Source organism: Roseobacter sp. (genome assembly GCF_039970775.1).
Classification (GTDB): Bacteria; Pseudomonadota; Alphaproteobacteria; order Rhodobacterales; family Rhodobacteraceae; genus Roseobacter.
The window spans coordinates 139892-166049 of record NZ_JBDVLG010000052.1 but is presented as its reverse complement, the minus strand read 5'-3'; the positions used below and the strand labels follow the sequence as shown (position 1 = coordinate 166049).

General features: G+C 59.8%; 21 protein-coding genes. 16 read left to right on the top strand and 5 right to left on the bottom strand.

Annotation, left to right across the window (positions count from 1 at the left end; genetic code table 11):
- Positions 1–25 precede the first annotated feature (25 nt).
- The 3 genes from ABJH13_RS14630 to ABJH13_RS14620 all read right to left on the bottom strand — a co-directional run bounded on the left by ABJH13_RS14630 (position 26) and on the right by ABJH13_RS14620 (position 5239).
- Complete coding sequence (locus ABJH13_RS14630; RefSeq protein WP_348406958.1) at positions 26–835, bottom strand: aspartate/glutamate racemase family protein; 810 nt, start codon at positions 833–835, stop codon at positions 26–28.
- A gap of 27 nt (positions 836–862) precedes the next feature.
- Positions 863–1738 (bottom strand): lysophospholipid acyltransferase family protein, encoded by an 876-nt coding sequence (locus ABJH13_RS14625; RefSeq protein ID WP_348406957.1) that lies wholly within the window; start codon positions 1736–1738, stop codon positions 863–865.
- An 84-nt stretch (positions 1739–1822) separates the two neighbouring features.
- Positions 1823–5239: an indolepyruvate ferredoxin oxidoreductase family protein gene (locus tag ABJH13_RS14620; protein WP_348406956.1), complete on the bottom strand. Its 3417-nt coding sequence runs from the start codon at positions 5237–5239 to the stop codon at positions 1823–1825.
- Positions 5240–5412: 173 nt separating this feature from the next.
- On the opposite strand from ABJH13_RS14620, the gene ABJH13_RS14615 reads away from it, so the two are divergent.
- Together ABJH13_RS14615 and purL are read left to right on the top strand one after the other, a co-directional pair.
- On the top strand, positions 5413–6318 hold the full coding sequence (locus tag ABJH13_RS14615; RefSeq protein WP_348406955.1) for a LysR family transcriptional regulator: 906 nt from the start codon (positions 5413–5415) through the stop codon (positions 6316–6318).
- Between the two features lie 278 nt (positions 6319–6596).
- Complete coding sequence (gene purL / locus ABJH13_RS14610; RefSeq protein WP_348406954.1) at positions 6597–8756, top strand: phosphoribosylformylglycinamidine synthase subunit PurL; 2160 nt, start codon at positions 6597–6599, stop codon at positions 8754–8756.
- On the opposite strand, the gene ABJH13_RS14605 is transcribed toward purL, so the two are convergent.
- Positions 8753–10009, bottom strand: coding sequence for a VWA domain-containing protein (locus ABJH13_RS14605; protein WP_348406953.1), 1257 nt, complete (start codon positions 10007–10009; stop codon positions 8753–8755). The two genes, purL and ABJH13_RS14605, sit on opposite strands and share 4 nt — an antisense overlap.
- Positions 10010–10222: 213 nt before the next feature.
- Complete coding sequence (locus ABJH13_RS14600; RefSeq protein WP_348406952.1) at positions 10223–11131, bottom strand: MoxR family ATPase; 909 nt, start codon at positions 11129–11131, stop codon at positions 10223–10225.
- 178 nt (positions 11132–11309) lie between these two features.
- Here ABJH13_RS14600 and ABJH13_RS14595 point away from each other — a divergent pair, with 178 nt between their 5' ends.
- The 14 genes from ABJH13_RS14595 (at position 11310) to ABJH13_RS14530 (ending at position 26097) form a co-directional block, all read left to right on the top strand.
- Positions 11310–12368 carry a glycosyltransferase family 2 protein gene (locus tag ABJH13_RS14595; RefSeq protein WP_348406951.1) on the top strand — a complete coding sequence of 353 codons (1059 nt, stop codon included), beginning with the start codon at positions 11310–11312 and terminating at the stop codon, positions 12366–12368.
- Positions 12369–12454: 86 nt separating this feature from the next.
- Positions 12455–13384, top strand: coding sequence for a phosphoadenosine phosphosulfate reductase (locus tag ABJH13_RS14590; RefSeq protein ID WP_348406950.1), 930 nt, complete (start codon positions 12455–12457; stop codon positions 13382–13384).
- A gap of 38 nt (positions 13385–13422) precedes the next feature.
- Positions 13423–14457, top strand: a complete 1035-nt coding sequence (gene pyrC / locus ABJH13_RS14585; RefSeq protein WP_348406949.1) for a dihydroorotase — start codon at positions 13423–13425, stop codon at positions 14455–14457.
- Positions 14458–14521: 64 nt separating this feature from the next.
- Positions 14522–15202: an orotate phosphoribosyltransferase gene (locus tag ABJH13_RS14580; protein ID WP_348406948.1), complete on the top strand. Its 681-nt coding sequence runs from the start codon at positions 14522–14524 to the stop codon at positions 15200–15202.
- Between the two features lie 146 nt (positions 15203–15348).
- Complete coding sequence (locus ABJH13_RS14575; RefSeq protein WP_348406947.1) at positions 15349–16842, top strand: replicative DNA helicase; 1494 nt, start codon at positions 15349–15351, stop codon at positions 16840–16842.
- Positions 16843–17701: 859 nt separating this feature from the next.
- Complete coding sequence (gene alr, locus ABJH13_RS14570; protein ID WP_348406946.1) at positions 17702–18733, top strand: alanine racemase; 1032 nt, start codon at positions 17702–17704, stop codon at positions 18731–18733.
- Complete coding sequence (locus ABJH13_RS14565; RefSeq protein WP_348406945.1) at positions 18733–19506, top strand: ABC transporter permease; 774 nt, start codon at positions 18733–18735, stop codon at positions 19504–19506. Before alr ends, ABJH13_RS14565 begins: the two co-directional genes overlap by 1 nt.
- Positions 19503–20249: an ATP-binding cassette domain-containing protein gene (locus tag ABJH13_RS14560; RefSeq protein WP_348406944.1), complete on the top strand. Its 747-nt coding sequence runs from the start codon at positions 19503–19505 to the stop codon at positions 20247–20249. The genes ABJH13_RS14565 and ABJH13_RS14560 overlap by 4 nt, the downstream gene beginning before the upstream one ends.
- Positions 20250–20435: 186 nt before the next feature.
- The gene (locus ABJH13_RS14555) at positions 20436–21212 is read left to right on the top strand and encodes a DNA repair protein (RefSeq protein WP_348406943.1); all 777 of its coding nucleotides are present in this window, start codon (positions 20436–20438) and stop codon (positions 21210–21212) included.
- Between the two features lie 47 nt (positions 21213–21259).
- A complete protein-coding gene (gene radA, locus ABJH13_RS14550; protein WP_348406942.1) occupies positions 21260–22621 on the top strand; it encodes a DNA repair protein RadA in 1362 nt (453 codons plus the stop codon).
- A gap of 30 nt (positions 22622–22651) precedes the next feature.
- Positions 22652–23206, top strand: coding sequence for a CvpA family protein (locus ABJH13_RS14545; RefSeq protein WP_348406941.1), 555 nt, complete (start codon positions 22652–22654; stop codon positions 23204–23206).
- 154 nt (positions 23207–23360) lie between these two features.
- On the top strand, positions 23361–24854 hold the full coding sequence (gene purF / locus ABJH13_RS14540; RefSeq protein ID WP_348406940.1) for an amidophosphoribosyltransferase: 1494 nt from the start codon (positions 23361–23363) through the stop codon (positions 24852–24854).
- Between the two features lie 108 nt (positions 24855–24962).
- On the top strand, positions 24963–25415 hold the full coding sequence (locus tag ABJH13_RS14535) for a hypothetical protein (protein WP_348406939.1): 453 nt from the start codon (positions 24963–24965) through the stop codon (positions 25413–25415).
- Positions 25416–25446: 31 nt separating this feature from the next.
- Entirely contained in the window at positions 25447–26097 is a 651-nt protein-coding gene (locus ABJH13_RS14530; protein ID WP_348406938.1) for an SDR family oxidoreductase, read from the top strand.
- The last annotated feature ends 61 nt before the right edge of the window (positions 26098–26158 follow it).

Genomic DNA, 26158 nt, shown 5'->3' with positions numbered 1-26158 from the left:
AAGTGTGTCGATGAAGTGGGATGCGTTAGGCAGATTGGAATGTGATCTGTCGTCGCAAGAATTGTGTGGCGCGGTCACTCACGCGTTGCGGGTCGCCGGTGGTCAAAAACCGCGCCTCCCCCGTTCCGATCATATCCCCGTGCCGGGTCAGATAATCGGCAAGGCTTTCGGCCACCAACGCGGCCTGACTGAACACGCGCACATCGTCACCCAATGCCTGCTGGAAGGCCGTTTCCATCAACGGGTAATGCGTGCACCCCAAAATAGCCGCGTCAGGTTTGGGCATTTTACGTTGCAGCGCGTCGACGTGGCTGCGCACCAACGCTTCGGCCAGCATCATATCGCCGTCCTCGATGGCATCCACCACACCGCCGCAGGCCTGCGCCTCGACATCGACGCCAATCGCCCGGAACGCCAGCTCGCGCTGAAAGGCACGGCTGGCGACGGTCGCCGGGGTCGCAAACAGCGCCACATGTTTGACGTCAACCTCGCGCGGCGGCGAATTGTCGCCCCACCGCCGTTCGGTCATCGCCTCGATCAGGGGGACAAACACACCAAGGACCCGTTTGTCATCGGGGATCCAGCTCTCTTGCATCCGCCGCAGGGCTGCCGCCGATGCCGTGTTGCACGCCAAAATCACCAAATTGCAGCCAGCATCGAACAACCGTGTGACCGCAGCACAGGTCAGATCGTAGATATCATCCGCCGTGCGCACCCCGTAGGGCGCATGCGCGCTGTCCGCGAGATACACAAACGGGACATCCGGCAGACGCGCCTGAGCGGCCTGCAACACGGTCAACCCACCCAATCCACTGTCAAAAATACCAACCGCCATGTGTTTGGTGCCTCTTTGCCCACCCGGTCAGGACCGGTGCCGTTGTTCAAATTCATACCCAAGTTCAAATCGTTTCACCGGGTCTGTAGACAGCTGATACGTGGCTTTTCGAAGAAAATCCATCATCGCTTTGCCATCTTTTGCAAGAGGGGCCAGTTCGTCGGGCCCAATGGGCATGCCAACCGCGATCCGCACTGGCGTATCAACACGCGCCTTAAATTCCTTGATCAACAGACCCATGCGCAAATTGGTGTGCATATGACTGGCGATCTGGAACAAACGACTGGTGTGGCCATCAAAGAAGATCGGCACCACCGTGGCACCCGATTTTGCCACCATTCGCGCGGTAAAACTGCGCCACCCCGGATCCATCGGGTGCGAAAACGGCCGGGCGCCAGTGCTGACTGTGCCGCCAGGAAAGACGCCAATTGCGCCGCCGTCGTTCAGATACCCCAACGCGGTTTTGCGGGTGGCGATGTTCAGCGCAAGAGCCTCTTTGGTGGTGCCAAAACTGATCGGCAGAACGACGCGATTGAGGTCATGCGCCTTGCGAAACACCGCATTGGCCAGAATTCGAAAATCACCCCGCGTCTGGGCCAAGATATGCCCCATCATCAGCCCGTCCAGAATGCCGTAGGGGTGGTTTGCGATCAAGATCAGCGGCCCCTCACGCGGGACCCTATCAAGCGTGCCGCGCACCACATCCAACGACAACCCGTATCGGTCGACCATCACGTCGAAAAAATCGCGCCCCGCGGCCACGTCATGTTCGTAGCCACGTGCGCGCCGGATCAGCCGCAGCCGCCCGGTGGTGTTTTCCATCATGCGGATCAACGCGCGTCCGCTTTTGGTCTCGGCGGAATAGGCATAGCTGATATCGCGCGTGACACTTCGGCGCTGCATTGGGGCGGGGTCCTTGTGGTTACCAGTGCGACATTATCGTTGGGGCCGCATGATGCCTAGCGCGGATCACAAAAGTATGACCCTCTATTCCGCCGCGCGCACCGCATCGCCCTGCCCATCGATCACCGCCAACAGCTCTGTGCGCCGTTTGGCGGCCTTGAGCGCATTGGCGTGTTTCACCGGCCCGAACCCGCGAATATCAAGCGGCAACCGCGCCAGTGCCACAATTGCCGGCCGGGTGGTGGCATCAAGCCGCGCCAATGCATGCGCCATGTCGTCTTCGTATTGCGTGATCAAGGCGCGCTCCATCTTGCGCTCTGCGGTGTAGCCAAACGGGTCAAACGGGGTCCCTCGCAACCATTTCAACCGCGCCAAGACCCGCAGCGGTTTCACCAGCCATGGCCCAAAGGTACGTTTGACCGGGCGCCCGTCAGGGCCGGTTTTGGATATCAGCGGCGGGGCCAGATGAAAGGTCATTTTGAAATCCCCGTCAAATTCAGATGCGGCTTTTTCGCGGCTGGTCAACAACAGGCGCGCGACCTCGTATTCGTCCTTATAGGCCAGTACCTTATGATACCCGTCAACTGCCGCCTGACGTATGTCATCCTCTTCGATCCGCTCAAGGAACTTGCGATACCGACGTGCAAGCCGCCGCCCTTGATAGAGCGCCAAATGGTCCGCCCGACCAGCCGCCTTGTCAGGTGCCGATGCGGGCAAAGGCACCACAGTGGGCTCTACCAATTCTGCGGCCTCATCGGGGTGCAAAACCGCCCAGCGCCCGATTTCAAAGGCCTTGAGGTTCCGGGCCACCGCTGCCCCGTTTAGATCGATCGCAGCCGTGATTGCCGCATGCGACAAAGGCACCAACCCACGTTGCCACGCCGCCCCAAAGATCATCATGTTGGAAAAGATCGTATCGCCCAACGTCGTTTTGGCCAAATCAGACGCATCAAACACATCCACACGACCCTGCATGCGGGCCTCTAACGCAAGAGACAGACGTTCGCTGGGCAGTTGAAACGCAGTGTCCCGCGTGAAATCACCCGTGATGATCTCGTGGCTATTGACGACGGCCCCGGTGTGCCCCGCCCGCGTCAGGCCCAGCGTTTTCGCCCCCGCCGAAACCACAAGATCACCGCCTATCAAGGCGTCGGCCTCTCCGGTGGCCACGCGGATCGCGCTGATGTCGCGGGGGCTTTCGGCGATCCGACAATGGATATGCACCGCGCCCCCCTTTTGCGCCAACCCGGCCATTTCCATCATGCCGGCCCCTTTGCCATCGATGTGGGCGGCCTGCGCCATCACCGCACCGATGGTCACAACGCCAGTACCGCCGACACCCGTGATCACCACATTCCACGTGCCGGTGATGGTGGGCAAGCGCGGCTGCGGTAGGTCGGGCAGATCAAGGTCCGTTGTCGGTTCTTTGCGCACCTGCGCCCCTTCCAGGGTTACAAACGACGGACAAAACCCAGTGACACAGCTAAAGTCTTTGTTGCACGAGGATTGATCAATCGCCCGCTTGCGGCCCAATTCGGTCTCTTTGGGGATGATGGACACACAGTTAGATTGCACGCCGCAGTCGCCACACCCCTCACACACATCCGAATTGATAAAGACCCGCTTGTCCGGGTCAGGAAACAGCCCGCGTTTGCGACGTCTGCGTTTTTCTGCCGCACAGGTTTGAATATAAACGATGACCGACACACCTGACAACTTTGCAAACTGCTTCTGCACGGTTTGCAAATGGGCCCGTTCGTGGGTATCCACCCCGGTAAAGGCAGCAAAATCAACGTCTTCCTTTTCATCATAGACCACCGCCAGATGCGCCACGCCCATCGCTTGCAGTTCTTTAACGATACGGGGCGCATCAAGACCGCCCTCGTTGTGTTGCCCCCCTGTCATCGCCACGGCGTCATTATAAAGGATCTTATAGGTGATGTTGGTGCCCGCACTCAGCGCTGCTCGGATCGCCTGAACGCCCGAATGGTTGTACGTCCCATCACCAAGGTTTTGGAACACATGCGGCCGGGTCGAAAACGGCGCCTCGCCGATCCAATTGGCCCCCTCGCCCCCCATATGGGTAAAGCCGGTCGTCTCGCGGTCCATCCATTGCACCATATAGTGGCATCCGATGCCTGCATAGGCACGCGACCCTTCGGGCACTTTGGTCGATGAATTATGCGGGCACCCCGAGCAAAAATAAGGCAACCGCGCCGCGATATCTTCGGCGTTGTCGTTGCGCCGCGCCTCGACCAGCATCGCCAACCCGCCGCGCAAACGGTCTGTTTCGCGCCCCTCTTCGATCAGAATATCGCCCAGTTTTTCCGCGATCATGATCGGGTCAAGTGCACCGCGCGTCGGAAACAGCTCTTGGCCGTGCATCGACCCCGCGCCGCCGCCCTTGTGCCAGCCATAAACCCGCCGGCCCCTGCGGTCGTCGAATATCGCCTCCTTGATCTGCACTTCGATCAATTTGCGTTTTTCCTCGACAACCACAATCAGGTCGAGCCCTTCCGCCCAATCATGAAACCCGCGCATATCCAGCGGAAAGACCTGCCCCACCTTATATGTCGTAATCCCGAGACGCGCGGCTTCATCCGCATCGATGTTCAACAAGCTCAGCGCATGTTCCAGATCGAGCCAATTTTTACCCGCAGCCACCAGACCGATCTTGGCACCGGGTTGCCCCCAGACACGTTTGTCCATGTTGTTGGCATGGCTGAACGCCTCGGCGGCAAACCGTTTATGGTCAATCATCCGGGTTTCTTGCGCATGGGGCGTATCCACCAAACGGATGTTCAGCCCCCCGTCTGGCATCTCAAAGGGCGGCGTTACAAAAGACGCACCACCGGCACCGGCCTCCACCACGGATGTGGCCTCGACGGTGTCCTTCATGGTCTTCAACCCAACCCACAGCCCCGAAAACCGCGACAATGCGAACCCGTACAACCCATAGTCGATAATTTCCTGCACCCCGGCAGGGCTGACCACGGGCATATAAGCATCAATCATCGCCCATTCCGATTGATGCAGCACGGTCGAACTTTCGCCTGTGTGGTCATCGCCCATCGCCATCAAAACGCCGCCATGCGCCGCACTGCCCGCCATATTGGCATGGCGCATCACATCGCCAGACCGGTCCACACCCGGCCCCTTGCCGTACCACAGGCCAAACACCCCGTCGTATTTGCCCTCACCGCGCAATTCGGCCTGCTGGCTGCCCCACAAGGCCGTCGCCGCAAGATCTTCGTTCAACCCCGATTGAAAGGTCACATCATGTTCGGCCAACGGCTTGGCCGCGCGTTGCATCTGTATATCGACCGCCCCCAACGGCGACCCCCGATACCCCGTGACCAGACCTGCCGTATTCAGCCCCGCCGCGCGGTCCCGTGCTTTTTGCATCATCATCAGCCGCACCAGCGCCTGCGTGCCATTCAACAGAACCGGGCTCTTGTTCAAATCAAAGCGGTCGTTGAGCGAAATCTTATGGGTGCTCATTGGTCTCCTCCCCAGGTTATACCAGCCTTGCACATATTCCCGTCAATATTAGGTCATAATAACTGACCTGCATAGGGGTATTTTCGCCTTTTCCGCCTTATCCGGCTCAGTATCACTGTATTTTAACTATAGATGTGTCTACGAGATCCCAAACAACCCCAAGAGGTGTACCTATGGATTGGGATAAGTTGAGGATCTTTCACGCCGTCGCAGATGCGGGGTCCCTGACCCACGCAGGCGATAAACTGAACCTGTCGCAATCGGCGGTCAGCCGACAGGTGCGCGGCCTCGAAGAAATGCTGAACACCATTCTGTTTCACCGCCATGCGCGCGGGCTTATTCTGACCGAACAAGGCGAGCTGTTGTTTGACGCCACATCCGCCATGTCCAAACGGCTCGACACGGCGTCCGCCCGTATCCGCGACAGCGAAGAAGAAGTGTTTGGTGAATTGCGCGTCACCACCACAACCGGCTTTGGCACGCTGTGGTTGGCCCCAAGGCTGCCCAAACTGTACGAACAATACCCTGACCTCAAAATTGATCTCATGCTCGAAGAACGCGTGCTGGACCTGCCCATGCGCGAGGCCGATGTGGCCATTCGCATGAAAGAACCAAGCCAAGCCGATTTGATCCGCAAAAAGCTGATGATGATCCGCATGTGCCTGTTTGCGACACCTGATTACCTTGCAGAAAACGGCACCCCGCATGAGATCGAAGAGATCTCGAAACATCGGCTGATTTGCCAAAACACCAACAGCAACCAGGTGGGCGCCGGGCGCAATATGGTGCAACACCTCATGACCTACGAGATCCGCTCGATGCTGAAGGTCAACAACTACTTTGGGGTGCTGCAGGGCGTATTGAACGACCTGGGCATTGGCGCACTGCCAGACTACGTGACCGAAAATTTCCCTGATCTTGTGCAGGTACTGCCGGATATGGAATCAGCCGACGTGCCCGTCTTTTTGGCCTACCCCGAAGAACTGCGCCATTCGCAACGCGTCTCTGCCTTTAAAAATTTCGTGCAAGAAGAGATCAACTCCTTCCGCAAACAGGTCAAGCAACAGCAGAAAATATGACCTGCAAGGGAGCTATGCATCCGACGCATATCGGGCATGCTATATAGAAATTACGATCCGCCTTGATCCTGAGCACAACGCCTCTTATTTTGGCTGTCGAAGGAGCGGATGCTCTGCATCTGCCTTCATACCTCCCTGTTGGACTTGGCCGAGCTTTACGCTCGGCCTTTTTTTTGCGCCCTGCCAATGTGATGCCCGACAGGCCCGGCTTTGGTCTTTTCCCCGGCGCGCCCTTCCTCTAAAGACAGCGCATTACCTAGCTTGGGGGCCTTTGGGCGATGACTGAACCTGCCATCACACCGGATCTGATCGCGAACCACGGGCTTAGCCCCGATGAGTATGCGCGCATTCTTGACATTGTCGGCCGCGAGCCGAGCTTTACAGAGCTGGGCATTTTCTCGGCCATGTGGAACGAACACTGTTCGTATAAATCCTCCAAGAAATGGTTGCGCACCCTGCCCACCGAAGGCCCGCAGGTCATCTGCGGCCCCGGCGAAAACGCGGGCATCGTCGATATCGGCGATGGTCAGGCCGTGGTGTTCAAGATGGAAAGCCACAACCACCCCTCCTACATCGAACCCTATCAGGGCGCGGCCACCGGCGTCGGCGGCATCCTGCGCGATGTGTTCACCATGGGCGCGCGCCCCATTGCGGCGATGAATTCGCTGAGCTTTGGCGAACCTGCGCACCCCAAGACTCGCCAGCTTGTGCACGGCGTGGTCGAAGGCGTTGGCGGTTACGGCAATTGTTTCGGCGTGCCCACGGTCGGCGGCGAGGTTCGGTTTGACCCTGCCTATAACGGCAACTGTCTGGTCAACGCCTTTGCGGCGGGCCTCGCAGACACCGACAAGATCTTTTATTCCGCCGCGTCGGGCATCGGTATGCCGGTGGTCTATCTGGGCGCCAAAACCGGCCGTGACGGTGTGGGCGGCGCGACCATGGCATCGGCTGAATTTGACGATACCATCGAAGAAAAGCGCCCCACGGTGCAGGTCGGTGACCCGTTCACTGAAAAGCGCCTGATGGAGGCCACGCTAGAACTGATGCAAACGGGTGCTGTGATTTCCATTCAAGATATGGGGGCCGCTGGGCTGACCTGTTCGGCGGTGGAAATGGGCGACAAGGGCAACCTTGGTGTGCGCCTTGATCTCGAAAACGTGCCCGTGCGCGAAAAAGCAATGACAGCCTATGAAATGATGCTGTCGGAATCCCAAGAACGCATGTTGATGGTGCTGCGCCCCGAACTGGAGGCACAAGCCAAGGCTGTGTTCGACAAATGGGATCTCGATTTTGCCATTGTCGGTGAAACCATCGCCGAAGACCGGTTTTTGATCATGCTCAACGGCGAGGTCAAAGCAGACCTGCCGCTGAAAACGCTGGCAGGCACCGCGCCCGAATACGACCGCCCGTGGGAGGAAACCCCCACCCCGGCGGCCTTTGACGAAGACCTGCAGATCGACCCGATTGTCGGCCTCAAGGCGTTGATTTCCAGCCCCAATTACGCCGCCAAGGCATGGGTCTACGAACAATATGACACGATGGTCATGGCCGACACGGTGCGTATTCCGGGCATCGGCGCGGGCATCGTACGGGTGCATGGCACGCAAAAAGCGCTGGCGTTCACCTCGGATGTGACACCGCGTTATGTGGCCGCAAACCCCGTCATGGGTGGCCAACAAGCGGTGGCCGAAGCCTACCGCAACCTGACCGCCGTGGGTGCAACGCCATTGGCCACCACCGACAATATGAATTTCGGCAACCCCGAAAAACCTCGCATTATGGGACAATTTGTGGGCGCGATCAACGGCATCGGCACCGCCGTAAAGGCGCTGGATATGCCGATCGTCTCGGGCAACGTGTCGCTTTACAACGAGACCGACGGCGAGGCGATCTTGCCCACGCCCACCATCGGCGCGGTAGGTTTGATCGACCACGTCGATGACATCATCGGCTGCGATGTTCAGGCCGGTCACGTGGCGCTGGTGCTGGGCACAACCATAGGTCATCTGGGGCAATCGGCGCTGTTGGCCGAAGCCTTCAACCGGGCCGAAGGCGATGCCCCCTCCGTGGACCTAACAGCCGAGGCCGCCCACGGCGCGTTCATCCGCGCCCAGCGCACCCACATCGCGGCCTGTTCTGACCTGTCAGATGGCGGTTTGGCGTTGGCCGCATTTGAACTGGCCGAAGGCGCAAACGTTGGTGTGACACTAGATGCGGCCGATACCGGTGCGCTCTTTGGTGAAGATCAGGCGCGTTACCTGATCGCCTGCACGCCCGCACAAGCCAAAACCCTGACCGCCGCCGCCAATGCCACCGGTCTGCCGCTGGCACAGGTCGGGACATTCGGCGGCACAGACGTGCAATTTGGCGCCGCGACCGCCCCAATGGCCGAACTTACGGCCCTCTACCGCAGCAGCTTTGCCAAAGCCGTCGCCTAAGACAGCAACTGCATCAATCGCGTCTTCTCGCCCGTATCCTCCGGGCGGGACAGCGATGCGGCAAGATCCTCTAACGACGCAATAGAATGCCCCGCGCGAAAGCTATCCACGTGGGGCAACATCGCGCGGATCCCTTGGGCCTTGGGGGCAAAGCCGTCCCAACGTAGCAGCGGATTCAGCCAAATCAACCGCCGTGCGGACAGATGCAACCGTTCCATCTGGCGGGCCAACGCATCGGGGTCGTCGCGGTCCAACCCGTCGGTGATCACCAAAACCACCGCGCCCTGCCCCATGACACGCCGCGACCAATCGCGGTTGAACGTCGCCAGACTTTCCCCGATCCGCGTGCCACCTTCCCAATCTTGCGCCTCGGCCCCTGCCGCCGCCAACGCCGCATCCACATCGCGGTGTTTCAGGTGCCGGGTGATGTTCGTCAGCCGCGTACCAAAGGTAAAGGCATGCACCTTGGCCCACCCTGCGCCTTTCGCATTCGCCACCGCATGCAAGAAATGCAACACAACGCGGGAATATTGGCTCATCGATCCCGAAATATCGCACAACACCACCAGATTGGGCCACCTGGGGCGCGGCTCTTTGCGCGCGATTTTATACAGTTCGCCACCCTGCCGCATGCTCGCACGTAGGGTCCGCGCGGTATCAATACCCGCCCCGTTCAGGCTTGGCTTGGCCCGGCGCGACCGGATCGGCTGTACCGGCAGGGTCAGCTTGGCCAACATCCGTTTGGCGGCGGCCATCTCGGCGGTGCTCATCTGTTCGAAATCCAAGCTGCGCAGGCGCTCTTGCGACGAAACGGTCAGGCTGGCGTCGATCTCGACCTCGGTGGTGTCGTCACTGCCGGGTTTTTCCTCAAGCTCCGGCGCCTCGGCTCCATCCAGCAACGCTTCCGCCGCACGTTTTTCCGCCGACTGCGCCTGACGGTCCTCCTGCACCCCCCGGATGGCCGGCATCATATGGGCCATCATATGTTCCAAATACCTCGGATCACGCCAATACAAACGAAAGATCTGCGCAAAGACCAAACGGTGCTCGGGTCGGTTCACAAAACACGCGTGCAAGGTCCAATAAAAGTCGCCTTTGTCGGTGAACCCCACTGCCTCGACCGCGCCGATCGCATCAATCACCCGCCCCGGCCCAATGGGCAAGCCCGCGCGCCGCAGCGCCCGCGCGAAATGCGTGATATTGCCCGCCAGCTTGGGGTTTTCGGGCAAGATGAGGGGGGCGTATTCAGGCAATTTCGGTCATCCGAGATGCAGCGGTGGGTAACATCAAGCGCAATCGAGGAAGGTCTTGCACTGACGTCTGATCTGCCCTCTCAATACGCGTGAGACCGGAGGCCACCCAAGCCACGGACCATCTATAGCATCGCAGATCACCAACCCACCGGACGACAGACAACCCTGACACCCCTGACGTGAATCGCGAAATGGCCTCTTTGCCCTGAAAATTCACGCCACCTCCAAGCTGCTTTTTACCTGATCAAGGATGCGCTTGGCCTCTGATCCGTGCAGCTTTTGGATGTCGTCTTGGTACTTCAGGATCGCGCCCAGCGTGTCAGAAATAACCTCCGGGCTCAGGTTGATCACATCCAGCGCCAGCAGACATTTGGCCCAGTCAATCGTCTCGGCCACGCCCGGTTTCTTAAACAGATCTTCGGTACGCAAATGTTGGACAAACGACACCACCTCGCGGCTCAGCGCGGCGGCGGCCTCGGGTGCGCGCGCCGTCAAAATTTCCATTTCGCGGTCAAAATCGGGGTAATCCACCCAGTGGTACAGACACCGTCGTTTCAATGCGTCATGCACTTCGCGGGTGCGGTTGGACGTCACAATCACGATCGGCGGCTCGGGCGCGATGATGGTGCCCAATTCAGGGATAGTCACCTGAAAGTCGCTGAGCGCCTCAAGCAAGAACGCCTCAAAGGGCTCGTCGGTGCGGTCCAATTCGTCGATCAACAGCACCGGCGCGCCCAACGGATCAGGGCGCATGGCATCCAGCAACGGTCGTTCGATCAGATAGTCATCGCTAAAGAGCTCTGCCTGCAAATCCGCGCGCGACCGATCACCGGCGGCCTCGGCGGTGCGAATGGCCACCATCTGCGCGGGGAAATTCCATTCGTAGACGGCCGTCGCCGCATCGAGCCCTTCGTAGCATTGCAGCCGGATCAGCCGCCGGTTGAGTCCCGCCGCCAACGCCTTGGCGATCTCGGTTTTGCCGACCCCCGCCTCGCCCTCCAGAAACAACGGGCGCCCCAAACGCAGCGCCAAAAACACCACCGTCCCCAGCGACCGGTCGCAGACATACCCCTGCGCGGCCAGCATTTCCTGCACCGCGTCGATTGTATCAAAACCTGCCATATGTCCTCCTGTTAGGATGCATACCCTGCACTCAATCTGCCAAGGGTCAAGCATGATGCACCAGATTGACGCCTCAAACCCTAGCTGACATGCTCTGATACACCCGCCCCAAAGGAACAGCCCCCCGTGCTCATACCGCGCCCCGTATTCGGCATGTTTTGCCGTGGATAACCACGCCGTGCCCCCCAAAATCACGGCCGTGCTATGCGTGCGCAACGAGGCGGCGTTTTTGTTGGATTGGCTGGCCCACCACCGCGCCGTGGGTGTCACCGATTTTGTTGTCTGTTCAAACGATTGCCAGGACGGAACGGATGATATGTTGGATCATCTCGCCCAATTGGGCGACCTGGCCCATATCCGCAATGACGGCCCTTACGGGCAACGTGGCATCCAGTTCACCGCGCTAAAAAAGGCCGATGCCCATCCGTTGGTGCGCAACGCCGACTGGGTGCTGGCGCTGGATATCGACGAATTCGTGAACGTGAAAATCGGCGACAACACCCTGCCTGATTTACTAGCCGCCCTGCCACAGGCCACTGCGATCACCCTGACGTGGCGGTTGTTTGGGAATGGCGGCGTGGTGGCCTATGCCGATGCCCCGCCTACACAAACCTTTACCCGCTGCGCCCCTGAAACGGTGTTTTGGCCGTGGCGGGCGACGATGTTCAAAACCCTGTACCGCAATGACGGCGTTTACGCGAAATTGGGCGTGCACCGGCCCCGCGCGCCCAATCGCGACAGGGTGAACCAAGCCAATTGGGTCGATGGCGAGGGCCGCACCTTGGGCGACGACTTCAAAACGAGGCGCATATTTTCCGACTATGGCCAACCAAATTGCGGGTTGGTGCAGCTCAATCATTATCCGCTGGGCGCAATGGAAAGCTATGTGGTCAAGGCAGATCGCGGGCGCGCGGTGCATAGCGATATGCCCTTGGCGTTGGATTACTGGGTCGAGCGGAACTACGACGCAGATACAGATACCACCGTGCAGGCGATCGCACCGCGCAGTCAGGCCCTGAAGGATACGTTCATGGCCGACCCCACATTGGCCCAAATACACCACACCGCCGTGCAGTGGCGCAAAACCCGCTTTGAAACCTTAATGCAGGACGAACCCAGCCGCGCGCTGTTCACCAGATTGCTGATGACACCGCCGTCACGGCCGATCTCGCGCGCGCGGGCCAAGATTTTGACAGCCCACGCGTTGCGCGATGAAAAAAACCGCGTTGAGGGATGAAATAACCATCGCCCACTTGCACATTTCCGCGTGAACCGTTTTGCATACCCCCGACGCGCCACATCCAGACCACAAGGACCACACCCATGTTGAATTCTGCGCCGGACTTTGAACAGTCCCTTCAACACCGGCACCCCGCAGATTGGGTCGCCGCCGCGCGTACACTCATTCAGGGTCATGGAACATTGACCCCGCTGGGGCCTGACCATGTGGCAACCTTTATCAACAGCGGACCAACCCTGTTGGTGTCATTCGAGACCCACCGCAGCATGCAAACCCTGTCGCGCCGCGGCCACCCTTTGGGCTGGGATATGATGCAACGGGTGGAGTGGTCACATCTGGGCCTGATCAGCGATGGTGACACGTGGTTTCGCGACCCCGCGATCTATACATATTTCGACACGCTGGTTGACGATGGGTTCTTTGACCGGTTCGAAACCGTCTTGTTTTATGGCGCGGGGCCGTGCGGCTATGCGGCGGCTGCGTTTTCGGTGGCGGCCCCCGGCGCGCGGGTGCTGGCAATCCAACCGCAAGCTACACTGGACCCGCAAATCACCGGATGGGACACCCGTTTTACAGCCATGCGACGCACCAGTTTCTCAGACCGCTACGGCTATGCGCCCGATATGCTGGATGCCGCCGCCGAGGCGTTTGTGCTGTTTGACCCGGTGCATACCGCCGACGCCATGCATGCGGCGCTGTTCACCAAACCCAATGTCACAAAACTACGGATGCGGCGGATGGGCGCAGACCTGCAGGCCGATCTGAACGCGATGCACCTGTTGCCCAAACTGATCGCACATGCCGGTCGGGGCACCCTAAACGACGGCTCCTTTGCGCAACTGATGCGCGCGCGGCGTGACCACATGCCGTATCTGCGCCGGTTGCTGGTGCAATTAGACGACGACCAACGGCCCATTCTGCAACGATTGCTGTGCCAATCGGTGGTGCGACGCCATAATGCACCGCGATTTGCACGGCGCCTCGACCTTCTCGCGCCGCCAGTGCCCGCCTGATACTGGCACTGCGCGCAAAGCTGTGCTAGCGGACCACCATGACCCAAAGCATCACACTCCGACAGCCCGACGACTGGCACCTGCACCTGCGCGATGGCGCGATGTTGCACGCCGTCCTGCCCGAAACCGCCCGGCATTTCGCACGCGCGATCATCATGCCCAATCTGGTGCCGCCCGTTGTGACCGCCGCCCATGCGCGCGCCTACCACGACCGGATCGTGGCGGCCCTGCCCGACGGTACGCGGTTTACGCCGCTGATGACGCTGTATCTGACCGAAGACACAGACCCAGATGATGTGGCCGCCGCCCATGCGTCGGGTCTTGTGCATGCGGTCAAGCTCTACCCTGCCGGGGCCACCACCAATTCCGCCAGCGGCGTGTCAAACTTTGACACCGTGCGCCCGGTGCTGGACCGCATGGCCGAAATTGGCCTGCCTTTGTGTGTGCACGGCGAGGTCACCGACCCCGAGATTGACATTTTTGACCGCGAGGCGGTGTTTATTGACCACGTCCTTGACCCCATTCGCCGTGCGACGCCGGGTTTGCGCGTGATCATGGAACACATCACCACCCGCGACGCGGTCGACTACGCGCGTGCGCAGGACGACACCCTGGGCGCGACCATCACGACGCACCATCTGGTGATCAACCGCAACCACATTCTGGCAGGTGGCATCAAGCCGCATTACTACTGCCTGCCCGTGGCCAAACGCGAAGAACACCGTCTGGCCTTGCGCGCGGCGGCAACCTCGGGCGAGGCGCGGTTTTTCCTGGGCACCGATTCTGCCCCCCACACCGATGACAACAAACTGCAACCTTGCGGCTGTGCGGGCTGCTTCACCGCGACCAACACCATGTCGATCTTGGCGCAGGTCTTTGAAGACGACGGCGCGCTGGATCAGCTGGAACGCTTTAGCGCCCTGAATGGCCCCACGTTTTACAAACTGCCGCCCAATGACGCCACGATCACCCTAACCAAAACCGGCGCGACCTACCCCGCGCATATCGATACGCCAGATGGCCCCGTCACGGTGTTTGACCCCGGTTTTGATCTCAATTGGGCCGTGACCTAACCGCCCTCTGACGCCCCCTAAACTACCCCAAAGTGCCCCGCACCTCCGAATAAAGGACCCCGCAATGATCCCCAGCAGCTCTCCCTCCCCGACCGAGATCGCCCGCCTGACCGCCCGCATGCTGTTGGAAATCAAAGCGGTGCACTTTAACGCGGCCACCCCTTTTACGTTGGCCTCGGGCCTGCCCAGCCCCACCTATATCGATTGCCGCAAACTGATCAGCCACCCGCGCATTCGCAGCACTTTGATGGATTTTCTGACCGTGACCGTCATGCGCAACGCCGGCTTTGAGGCCTTTGACAACATCGCCGGTGGCGAAACTGCGGGCATCCCGTTTGCGGCACTGGTGGCCGAACGTATGGGCCTGCCCATGACCTACGTGCGCAAAAAGCCCAAAGGCTACGGCAAGGGTGCGCGCATCGAGGGCGATATGACCGAAGGCCAGCGGGTGCTGTTGGTCGAAGACCTGACAACCGACGGCGGTTCCAAGCTGAGTTTTGTGGATGCGATTCGCGAAACCGGCGCCACCTGTGGGCACACGGCGGTGATCTTTTACTACGACATTTTCCCCGAAACACAAAAGACCCTTGGGGATCATGGTGTTGTCTTGCACAGCCTATGCACCTGGTGGGATGTTCTGGCCGAAGCCCGCGCCCAAGAGGCCTTTGACGCGGCCACTCTGGCCGAGGTCGAGACCTTTCTCAACGACCCACGCGCATGGCAGGACGCCCAGAAATCTGATTAAACTGCTACCTTATCGTGTAAACGGCGTGCATTTTGCCACCAGATCCGGTAAGCATACATACATACAATAATATCCACAGGTTATACCGATTGCGGTGCCCATAGGCGCGCAGGTATGGTCGATGTGGGGACGACAGCGGGGCAGGCATGAACGAACTTTCTACATTTAATCCGACCGGCGTGGACGTGCAGTCCCCCGAAAGCATGCCCCATTCCATTGAGGCCGAACAACAGCTGCTGGGCGCGATCCTGACCAACAACGACATCTACGACCGGGTGGCGTCTATCATCGGGCCTAAACACTTCTACGATCCCGTGCATGCGCGTATTTTCGAAATCGCAGCCGCGCGGATCGCCAAAAACAACCTCGCCTCGCCTGTCACGTTGAAATCCTTCATGGAAGACGATGAGGGGCTCAAGGAATTGGGCGGGCCGGCATATCTGGCGCGGTTGGCTGGCGCCGCGATTTCGGCTTTTGCGGTGCGTGACTACGCGCAGATGGTCTATGATCTGGCGGTGCGGCGCGATCTGATCCAACTGGGTCGGGAAATCTCTGACAAGGCCGCAACAGTCGATGTGGCGCTGGAGCCCCGCGAGCAGATCGTCGAGGCCGAACAGGCGTTGTACAAACTGGCCGAACAGGGCCAAGCCGAAAGCGGGTTTCAAAGTTTCCTCAAGGCGGTCACGGACGCGGTCAATGTGGCCAACGCGGCCTATCAGCGGGACGGTGGGTTGGCTGGCCTGTCCACGGGCCTGATCGACATGGACAAAAAACTGGGCGGGCTGCACCGGTCTGACCTTTTGATTTTGGCGGGGCGCCCATCGATGGGTAAAACATCTCTGGCCACCAACATCGCGTTTAACATCGCCAAAGCCTACAAGCGGGGCAAGTTGCATGATGGCACCGAAGGCGCCGTAGACGGCGGCGTGGTAGGGTTTTATTCTCTCGAAATGAGCGCCGAGCAGCTTGCCGCGCGGATCCTGTCAGAGGCCGCCGAAGTGCCCAGCGAACAGATCCGCCGGGGCGACATGACCGAAACCGAATTCCGCCGGTTTGTGGACGCTGCCAAGTCCCTAGAGGCCTGCCCCCTTTATATTGATGACACGCCCGCCCTGCCCATCGCGCAGTTGGCCGCGCGCGCGCGGCGGCTGAAACGGACCTATGGCCTTGATGTGCTGATGGTCGATTACCTGCAGCTGGTGCGCGGCACCGGCAAATCGGAAAACCGGGTCAATGAGATCTCGGAAATCACCATGGGCCTTAAGGCCATCGCCAAGGAGCTTGATATTCCGGTGGTGGCGTTGTCGCAGCTGTCGCGTCAGGTGGAAAACCGCGAAGACAAACGCCCGCAGCTAAGCGATTTGCGCGAATCAGGGTCGATCGAACAAGACGCCGATGTGGTGATGTTTGTGTTCCGCGAGGAATATTACAAAGAGCGCGAAAAACCTGGTGATCACGATCTGGATGCCATGGCCAAGTGGCAAGAGGAAATGGAACGTCTGCATGGGCGCGCCGAGGTGGTGATCGGCAAGCAACGGCACGGGCCAATCGGCACCGTTGATCTGAGCTTTGAAGGGCGGTTCACCCGCTTTGGCAACTTGGTACAACCCTGGCAGCAAGGTGGCGATCAGGACTACTGACGCCGCCTGCCCCCCAAACCCATCGCGCCGATACACCGGGTGTGAAAGGGCTTCTGATATGTCGTCGCTGTGATGCATATTTCGGATAGTCTAATGATCGTAGATATTGCGGCCAGCACCAACCAGACCTCTATCTAAGATCCCGACATGGTCATCGGCCCCGCCGATAAGGGTAAGACAGTCCAAGATTAGATTGACGAAAGCAAAATCACGCTCATAAATCAAAACACCCCGGACGCACGGGCGAAAAACGCTGCCCAAGCAGAGCGAACTATCGAAAGCGCACAGCGCACTCTAAAGGCACATCAAAGTACAATAGAAGATGCGGCAGACTGCTTGACCCGTACCCCAAGATACATTCAGGACACGCAAGAACAACTGAAGACCGCCACGGGTACGCAAGCCAAAGAACTTCACGACAGGTTAGACGGATTGAACAGCACTCATTTCAGCGTCACGTGTGACCTTGCCCAGATGCAAGCCGAGTGACCTGATTTTCACGCAGAACACACCGCTGCTTTGGAAAAGGCGCAGGCGCAATTGGCCATACTCACTGCGGAACATGCGGCCGCGCCCTAACCTGTGCCTTCCCCCCCACAAAGGGCGGCACGCCGCGTCACCCAGTCAACCGTCACACGCGGCCCAAACACATCACCAACAGCGCGCGGTTTAGCCCAGCATACGCGCCCCAGCCAACGCCCTGTCAGAAACGCCTTGCGGGACCACAGATGCGGCAAACCCGAAATCCCCCTAAGACACGTCGCTATTTTCACATCACACGATCCGACATCCCCGCGAGGCCGCGCCGTCACGGGAGTTTCCTCTTGACGCGCCGCTGATCCCTGTCAAAAACCCAGCTATGGCAACGGCGACCCTCTCCATTGATCTGTCCGCGTTGGTCGAGAACTGGCGCGGGTTAAGTGCGGCATCTGCATCGCACCCTGCGGCGGTCGTCAAAGCGGATGCCTACGGGCTGGGGTTGGCCCCTGTTGCCCAACGGTTGGCGCAGGCTGGCGCGCGCACGTTCTTTGTGGCCGTCGCCGAAGAAGGCGTGGCCCTGCGCGCGGCCTTGGGCAAAGGCCCGACCATCAACGTTTTTTCAGGCCACATGGACGGCGACACACCGCTGATCCGCGACGCAAACCTGACGCCGATGATCAATTCAGTCGATCAAATGCTGCGCCACTTTGAGGCGCTGCCCGGCCATGGGTTTGGCATCCAGCTTGATACCGGCATGAACCGTCTGGGGATGGAACCCGCCGAATGGGCCGCCGTACGGGATGTGGCGCTGGACCAATCGCCCACCTTGGTGATGTCGCATCTGGCCTGCGCAGATGCGACCGATCACCCGATGAACGCACAACAATTGCGTAGCTTTCAAGAGATGACCCACGACATCGACGCGCCGCGGTCCCTTGCGGCCACGGGGGGGATCCTGCTGGGCCCGGACTACCACTTTGATATGGTGCGCCCCGGCGTTGGGCTTTATGGCGGCATGCCGTTTGCCGACGCAGTGCCCGTGGTCCAGTTGCACATCCCCGTGATCCAGATCCGCGATGTGGCGGTGGGCGAAACCGTCGGCTACGGCAACACGTGGACGGCCCGCAGCCCTTCGCGGATCGCGACGATATCTGCAGGCTACGCCGATGGGATCATCCGCGCCATGGGGCCACAGGCCACGCTGCACGCTGGCAGCTCTGCGGTGCCGGTTGTCGGGCGCATTTCGATGGATATGATCGGGGTGGATGTCACCGGACTGGCTCACGAACCCGACACGCTGGAACTGCTGGGCCCGCACCAGACGGTCGACACCGTCGCTGCGTTTGCAGACACCATCGGCTATGAAATTCTGACGTCTTTGGGCGCGCGCTACAAACGGGTGTATCTGTGATGAAACCCCTTGCTTTGCTAGGACGGACGGCCTTGGGCATGTTGGCCTTGGTTGGGCGGATCGCGACATTTGCCGCGCAAACCATCAGCCACATGGTGCGCCCCCCCTTTTACGCCCGCGAATTCCTATCAGCGCTGTTGAACATCGGGTGGCTGTCGCTGCCGGTGGTGGGGCTGACGGCGCTGTTTACGGGGGGCGCGCTGGCGCTGCAAATCTACGCCGGCGGATCGCGGTTTAATGCAGAATCCGTGGTGCCGCAGATCGTCGCCGTAGGCATGGTGCGCGAACTGGGGCCGGTGCTTGTGGGCCTCATGATCGCCGCACGCGTGACATCATCCATCGCCGCCGAAATCGCCACCATGAAGGTGACCGAACAAATCGACGCCTTGGTGACGCTGTCCACCCACCCGATGAAATATCTGACCGTCCCACGTGTTTTGGCCGCCGTTCTGGTGGTGCCATTGCTGGTGGCTGTGGGCGACATCATTGGGGTTTTTGGCGGCTATGCGGTGTCTACGGGCACGCTGGGGTTCAACCCCGCCAGCTATATCCGCAACACGGTCAACTTTCTTGAGCCGCTGGATGTGATCTCGTCACTGGCCAAAGGCGCGGTTTTTGGGTTCGTGGCGGCCACAATGGGCTGCTACCACGGTATGAATTCCGGGCGCGGCGCCATGGGCGTGGGGCGTGCCACAAAAACGGCGGTCGAAGGCGCTGCGATCTTGATCTTGGCCGCGAACTTCGTGCTGACGGGAGTGTTCTTTACGCTATGATCCAAATGCGCGACGTTCATAAATCATTCGGGCCAAACCACGTGCTGCGGGGCTTGGATCTGTCGATCCCCAAGGGCACATCGATGGTGATCATCGGCGGGTCGGGCACGGGCAAATCCATCGCGTTGAAATGCGTTTTGGGTCTGATCAAACCAGACAGCGGAACCATCACCGTCGATGGCCAAGATGCCAGTTCGGGCGACCGCGATGCGTTTTTGGCGCGCTTTGGCATGCTGTTTCAGGGCGCCGCGCTGTTTGACAGCCTGCCCGTCTGGCAAAACGTCGCCTTTCGGTTGTTGCGCGGGTCGCTCAAACGCCCCCGCGACGAGGCCCGCGAGATCGCCATCGAAAAACTGCGCCGTGTGGGTCTGAAACCCGAGGTCGCAGACCGCTTGCCCGCCGAACTGTCGGGGGGCATGGCCAAACGTGTGGGGTTGGCCCGCGCCATCGCCGCCGAACCCGAGATCATCTTTTTTGACGAACCCACCACCGGGCTGGACCCGATCATGTCTGGGGTGATCAACGAATTGATCCGCGAGATCGTCGTCGAAATGGGCGCGACCGCAATGACCATCACCCATGATATGACATCCGTGCGGGCGATCGCCGACACTATCGCCATGCTGCACGACGGTGTGATTCAATGGACCGGCCCTGTTGATCAGATGGACAGCAGCGGCAATCCGTATCTGGATCAGTTCATCCAAGGCAAGGCGGATGGCCCGATTGAGGCCGTTCGCTAGGCGATTCGCCGACGATCCGCGCAATATCTGCCCATTGTCCACGTCGGCGCAACAATGCGCCCCGGCACGCCCCCGCATTTACTAATATTTCGTTTACGCTCGGGGATCGCGTATTTTTATGTTATTTTTAATTAACGGCGGACGCCTATCCGCCAGTGTTCGTATTTTTTGTTTGGGAGTTACCCCATGGATCGTATGTCATACGCTCTTTTGAAGACCCGCACCGCATTCCAAAGCGCGACGCTCGCGCTTGTTAGCCTCATGGCGATTGCGATGGCCTCATATACCGCTCTGGCCGCATTCGGCGTTGTGCCGTGGCTGGAATTGCCCGTATCAATCAACGGCACGCTGCTGGAACAGGGCGGCCTATACGGTCAGGTCCTGATCACCGGGGTGCTGGTGAGCATGTGCTTTTTCCTACCGACCAACCACCGCGTGATGCAACTCGAAGCCGCGCATCACCGGTTTTCGATCCGCATGGAAGACGTGGCCCACGCCTATGCGGTGGTGCACGCCAAAGACCGCACCGGCGCATTTCAAATGTCCTCTGAATTTGATGCCGTAAAAGAACGCATGTTGCATCTGCGCACGCACCCAGATCTGGGCGGTCTGGAACCCGACGTTATGGAGATCGCCGCCCAAATGAGCCGCGTCAGCCAAGACCTCGCACAGACCTATTCCGACGACCGCATGGACCGCGCCTATGATTTCTTGCGCCAACGTCAGCACGAAGTCGACGGGTTCCAAGACCGTCTGGATCACGCAAAAGCGTTGCACAGCGACATCCGTCAATGGGCCAGCCGTTTGGACATGGATGAAACCATCGCCCAATCGCAACTGAACCGCATGATCGACGACCTGCACGACGTTCTGCCCGAACTTGACCAGACGCGCGCCGATGATCTGACCCGGCACAACCCGCGTCAGGGTGTGTTGCACCTGCCGGGGATCGCGGCGGAATAACGCGCAAATCCCTTTGACGTCTCAGGCCCCCTGAGGCATGAAGCGGTATGGCTAAATCTCCGTCTTTTTCTTGCTCCGCTTGCGGCAACACCACAACCAAATGGGCGGGGCGTTGCGAAACCTGCGGCGAATGGAACACCATTTCTGAAGACGCGGGCATTTCCAAAGGCCCTGCGAAATCATTGGGGGGCAAGCGTGGGTCGCAGGTTGTCCTGACGGATCTGTCCACGCAAGAGGCCCCGCCGCCCCGCACCCAATCCGGCATCACCGAACTTGACCGCGTTTTGGGGGGCGGCCTTGTGCCTGCCTCTGCGATTTTGGTGGGCGGCGACCCGGGCATCGGCAAATCGACGTTGCTGTTGCAGGCGGCGGCACAATTTGCGCGGTCCGGTCTGAAAACGATCTATGTGTCGGGCGAAGAAGCATCAGCGCAGGTGCGCATGCGCGCGCAACGGCTGGGGCTGGCGGATGCGCCGGTGAAACTGGCCGCAGAAACCAACCTGCGCGACATCCTGACAACCCTCGAGGCCGAAAAACCACAGCTCGCGATCATCGATTCCATCCAGACCATGTGGGCCGATAACGTCGACAGCGCCCCCGGTTCTGTTAGTCAGGTCCGCGCCGCCGCGCACGAACTGACGACCTTTGCCAAACGCAAAGGCATCAGCGTGGTTTTGGTGGGCCATGTCACCAAAGAAGGCCAGATCGCAGGCCCCCGCGTGGTCGAACATATGGTCGATACCGTGCTTTATTTCGAAGGCGAACGGGGCCACCAATTCCGCATTTTGCGCGCGGTGAAAAACCGCTTTGGCCCGGCGGATGAGATCGGCGTGTTTGAAATGACCGGCCAGGGCCTGTCCGAGGTCCTCAACCCCTCTGCGCTGTTTCTCAGCGAACGCGGCACACCTTCGCCGGGGTCGGTGGTGTTTGCCGGGGTCGAAGGCACCCGCCCCGTTTTGGTCGAATTTCAGGCGTTGGTGTCGCCCTCGCCCCATTCACAGGCGCGGCGCACGGTCGTGGGCTGGGATGGCGGGCGGTTGGCGATGATCTTGGCGGTCCTTGAGGCGCGCTGCGGCATCCCCTTTGCGGGGCTTGATGTGTATCTGAACGTCGCGGGCGGGTTGAAGGTATCGGAACCCGCCGCCGATTTGGCCGTGGCCGCCGCCCTTCTGAGCGCGCGCGAAGACGCAGCCCTGCCCGCCGAAACCGTGGTTTTTGGCGAAATCAGCCTGTCAGGGGCCCTGCGACCGGCCACCCAGACCGAAAACAGGTTGAAAGAGGCGCAAAAACTTGGTTTCACGGCGGCGATCACCCCACGGGGGGGGAAATCTGTTGAAGCAAGCGGACTGTCTTTGACCACAATGGGCGATTTGACCGGTTTTGTGGGCGAGATATTTGGCGCAGGCTAAGGGCCAGTAACGAAAAGGCGTTGAAAGACTATGGAAGGTTTTACCATCATTGACGGCGTTGTGGCGCTGGTCATCATCGTCTCGGCGCTGCTGGCCTACGGGCGCGGGCTGGTGCGCGAAGTCATGGCCATTGCCGGTTGGGTCGCGGCGGCGGTCTTGGGCTTTATCTTTGCGCCGCAGGTCGAACCGCTGGTGCGCGAAATCCCGGTGGTGGGTGAATTCATCGCCGACAGCTGCGAATTATCGGTGATCGGCGCCTTTGCACTGGTCTTTGCGGTCGCGTTGATTGTGGTGTCGTTGTTCACACCGCTCTTTGCGTCAATTGTGCAACGCTCTGCTTTGGGCGGCATCGACCAAGGGTTTGGGTTTGTGTTCGGCGTGGCGCGCGGCGTGTTGCTGGTGGCGATCGCGTTCTTTGTCTACGAAACCGTCGTGACAGGCGAAACCTACACCATGGTGGATGAAAGCCGCTCGGCGGTGGTCTTTGGGCAAGTCTCGGACCGTATCCAAAATTCCGAACCCGAACAGGCGCTGGGATGGATCACACAGCAATACGAAACCCTGGTGGGTAGCTGCGGCGCCTGATTTTGAGGCCATGGCGCCCGGTTTCCCGTCAGACGTGTTGCATACAAAAATTTGATACGACAAATCTTCACCGGATCATGATAGTTTCGTGACAGCGTGGCCCGGACACCCTACACACGGCCTCAATTGCCATAGTGGATTCGGAGCTGCCCCCTTGTCCAAGATCACGCCTACTGCACATCTGTCTGACACCCCCTATTACGATTTGGGGGAAGATGACGACAAACTCAAAGAAGAATGCGGGGTCTTTGGTGCCATCGGCGTCGCCGATGCCGCGAACTTCGTAGCCCTCGGCCTGCACGCGCTGCAGCATCGCGGCCAAGAAGCAGGGGGCATCGTCAGCCACGACCCCGACCACGGGTTTAATTCCGCGCGGCGGTTCGGCTATGTCCGGGATAATTTCACCTCACAATCGGTGATGAAAACCCTGCCCGGCCCGCTTGCCATTGGCCATGTGCGCTATTCGACCACCGGGTCCAAAGGAAACACAGCCATCCGCGACGTACAGCCCTTCTTTGGCGAATTCGCCATGGGCGGCGCGGCGCTGGCCCACAACGGCAACCTCACCAATGCCATGGCCCTGCGGCGCGAATTGATCGAACGCGGTTCGATCTTTCAATCCTCCTCGGATAGCGAATGCATGATCCACCTGATGGCACGGTCCATGGGCCGCACCATCCCCGACCGCATGAAAGAAGCCCTGCGCCAAGTCGAAGGTGCGTTTTCTGTAGTGGCGATGACCCGGTCCAAATTGATCGGTGTGCGTGACCCGCTGGGCATCCGGCCACTGGTACTGGGTCGGATCGGTGACGGCCATGTGCTGGCCTCCGAGACATGTGCGCTCGACATCATTGGTGCGGATTTCCTGCGCGAAATCGAGCCCGGCGAGATGGTCGTTATCAACAACGAGGGCATCAAATCCTACCGTCCGTTTGAACCCCAAAAACCGCGCCCATGCATCTTTGAGTACGTCTACTTCAGCCGTCCAGATTCGGTGATTGCAGGCAAATCCGTATACGAAGTGCGCCGCAATATCGGCAAAGAACTGGCCCGCGAAGCGCCGGTCGAGGCAGATATGGTGTGCCCTGTGCCCGATTCCGGCACCCCTGCGGCCATCGGTTATAGCCAAGAAAGCGGCATCCCCTTCGAGATGGGGATCGTACGTAACCAATACGTCGGTCGGACGTTCATTGAGCCCACCGAACAGATCCGCAACATGGGCGTGCGCCTGAAACTCAACGTGAACCGGGCCCTGATGAAGGGCAAGCGGGTCATTTTGGTGGACGATTCTGTCGTGCGTGGCACCACGTCGCGCAAGATCAAGGATATGGTCCTAGAGGCCGGCGCCAGCGAGGTGCACTTCCGCGTCGCATCCCCCCCCACCATCTGGCCCGATTTCTACGGCGTCGATATGCCCAACCGCGACGAGCTGTTGGCCGCACATATGACCGAAGAAGAGATGCGCGATTATCTGGGTGTGTCGTCGCTCAAATTTGTGTCCATTGACGGGCTTTACCGCGCTGTGGGGGAACCAAACGGCCGCGACCCGGCCAACCCCACCTACCATGATGCGGTCTTTACCGGCGATTACCCGATTGAGCCCAAAGACATGATGGAACAGGGTTTCAAGCTAAAAGCCGCAGAATAACACCTCCATGCTGGATCCAAACGCCGGACGCGCACGCGTTGTGCAAGACGGCGAAACATTACAAGTGACCATCCCAGCAAAACGCCGGGTGTTGATCGGGTTTTGGCTATGTTGCTGGGCGTTTGGTTGGGTGACAGCAGCCTGTTGTTAGGCGGCGCTGGCGCTGGTGGGCTGTTTCTCTTGTTTTGGCTGTGCGCTTGGACGGTCGGCGGGGCGTTCGCGATTGCGGGTTTTCTGTGGATGGTAACCGGGTACGAACGGATCGAAATCTCATCATCGAAAATCCTGATCTCAAGGAACATCCCTATTTGGGCGCGGCGGGTGGAATGCAATTTTGCAGATGCCGCACATCTGCGCGTGGTCGAAGACGCCACCGCGCAGCGTATCAATCAACTGCCCAACTGGTACAGCCGCAAGTCTGGCACCCTACAATTGGACTACGGCGTTCATAGCTTGGGGTTTGGGCTCGATCTGGATCCAGCCGAAGCCAAGCGGCTGGCGCATACGATCCTGTCGGTTTTTCCACAGCTCGGCCCGCAGGGACCCAACGCGGGCGCTTGACGGCCCAAGCAAACCATATCACTACGATATCATGACAAAAACAGCTCTGATCACCGGCGCGTCCCGCGGCCTTGGTGCCGCCCTCGCCGAAGCGCTTGCGCCCACTCACCACATCATCGCCGTGGCCAAAACCACCGGCGCCCTAGAAGAGCTTGACGACCGGATCACAGCCAAAGGCGGCAGCACAACATTGGCGCCCATGGATGTCACCAACACCGATGCCATGGCGACCCTGTGCCGCGGTATTTTCGACCGTTGGGGCAGCCTTGATTTATGGATGCACACCGCGATCCACGCCGCGCCGTTGACCCCAACTGACCACATCGATGCCAAGGATTTCGCCAAATCCGTGACAGGGAACATCACGGCAACCGCCACCCTGATCACCTATGTCGCGCCGCTGTTGGGGCAATCAGGGCAGGCTGTGTTCTTTGATGACGTGACCGCAGGCGCGAAATTCTTCGGTAGCTACGGTGCCAGCAAAGCCGCGCAAATCGCGCTTGCCACAAGCTGGCAGGCCGAAACCACCAACACCGGCCCCAAAGTGCATATCGTCACGCCCGCGCCGATGCCCACGGCCACCCGCGCGCGGTTCCACCCCGGCGAAGACCGCAACGCCTTGAACGACCCACATGCCCAAGCCGCAGACATTTTGGCCGGGTTGGGCCTGCTCACAGGTTAAAAACGCCCCCCGCCAGAGGCTGGCGCCTTGCCGCCCGTGCAACCCTCGCCTATCAAGGCGC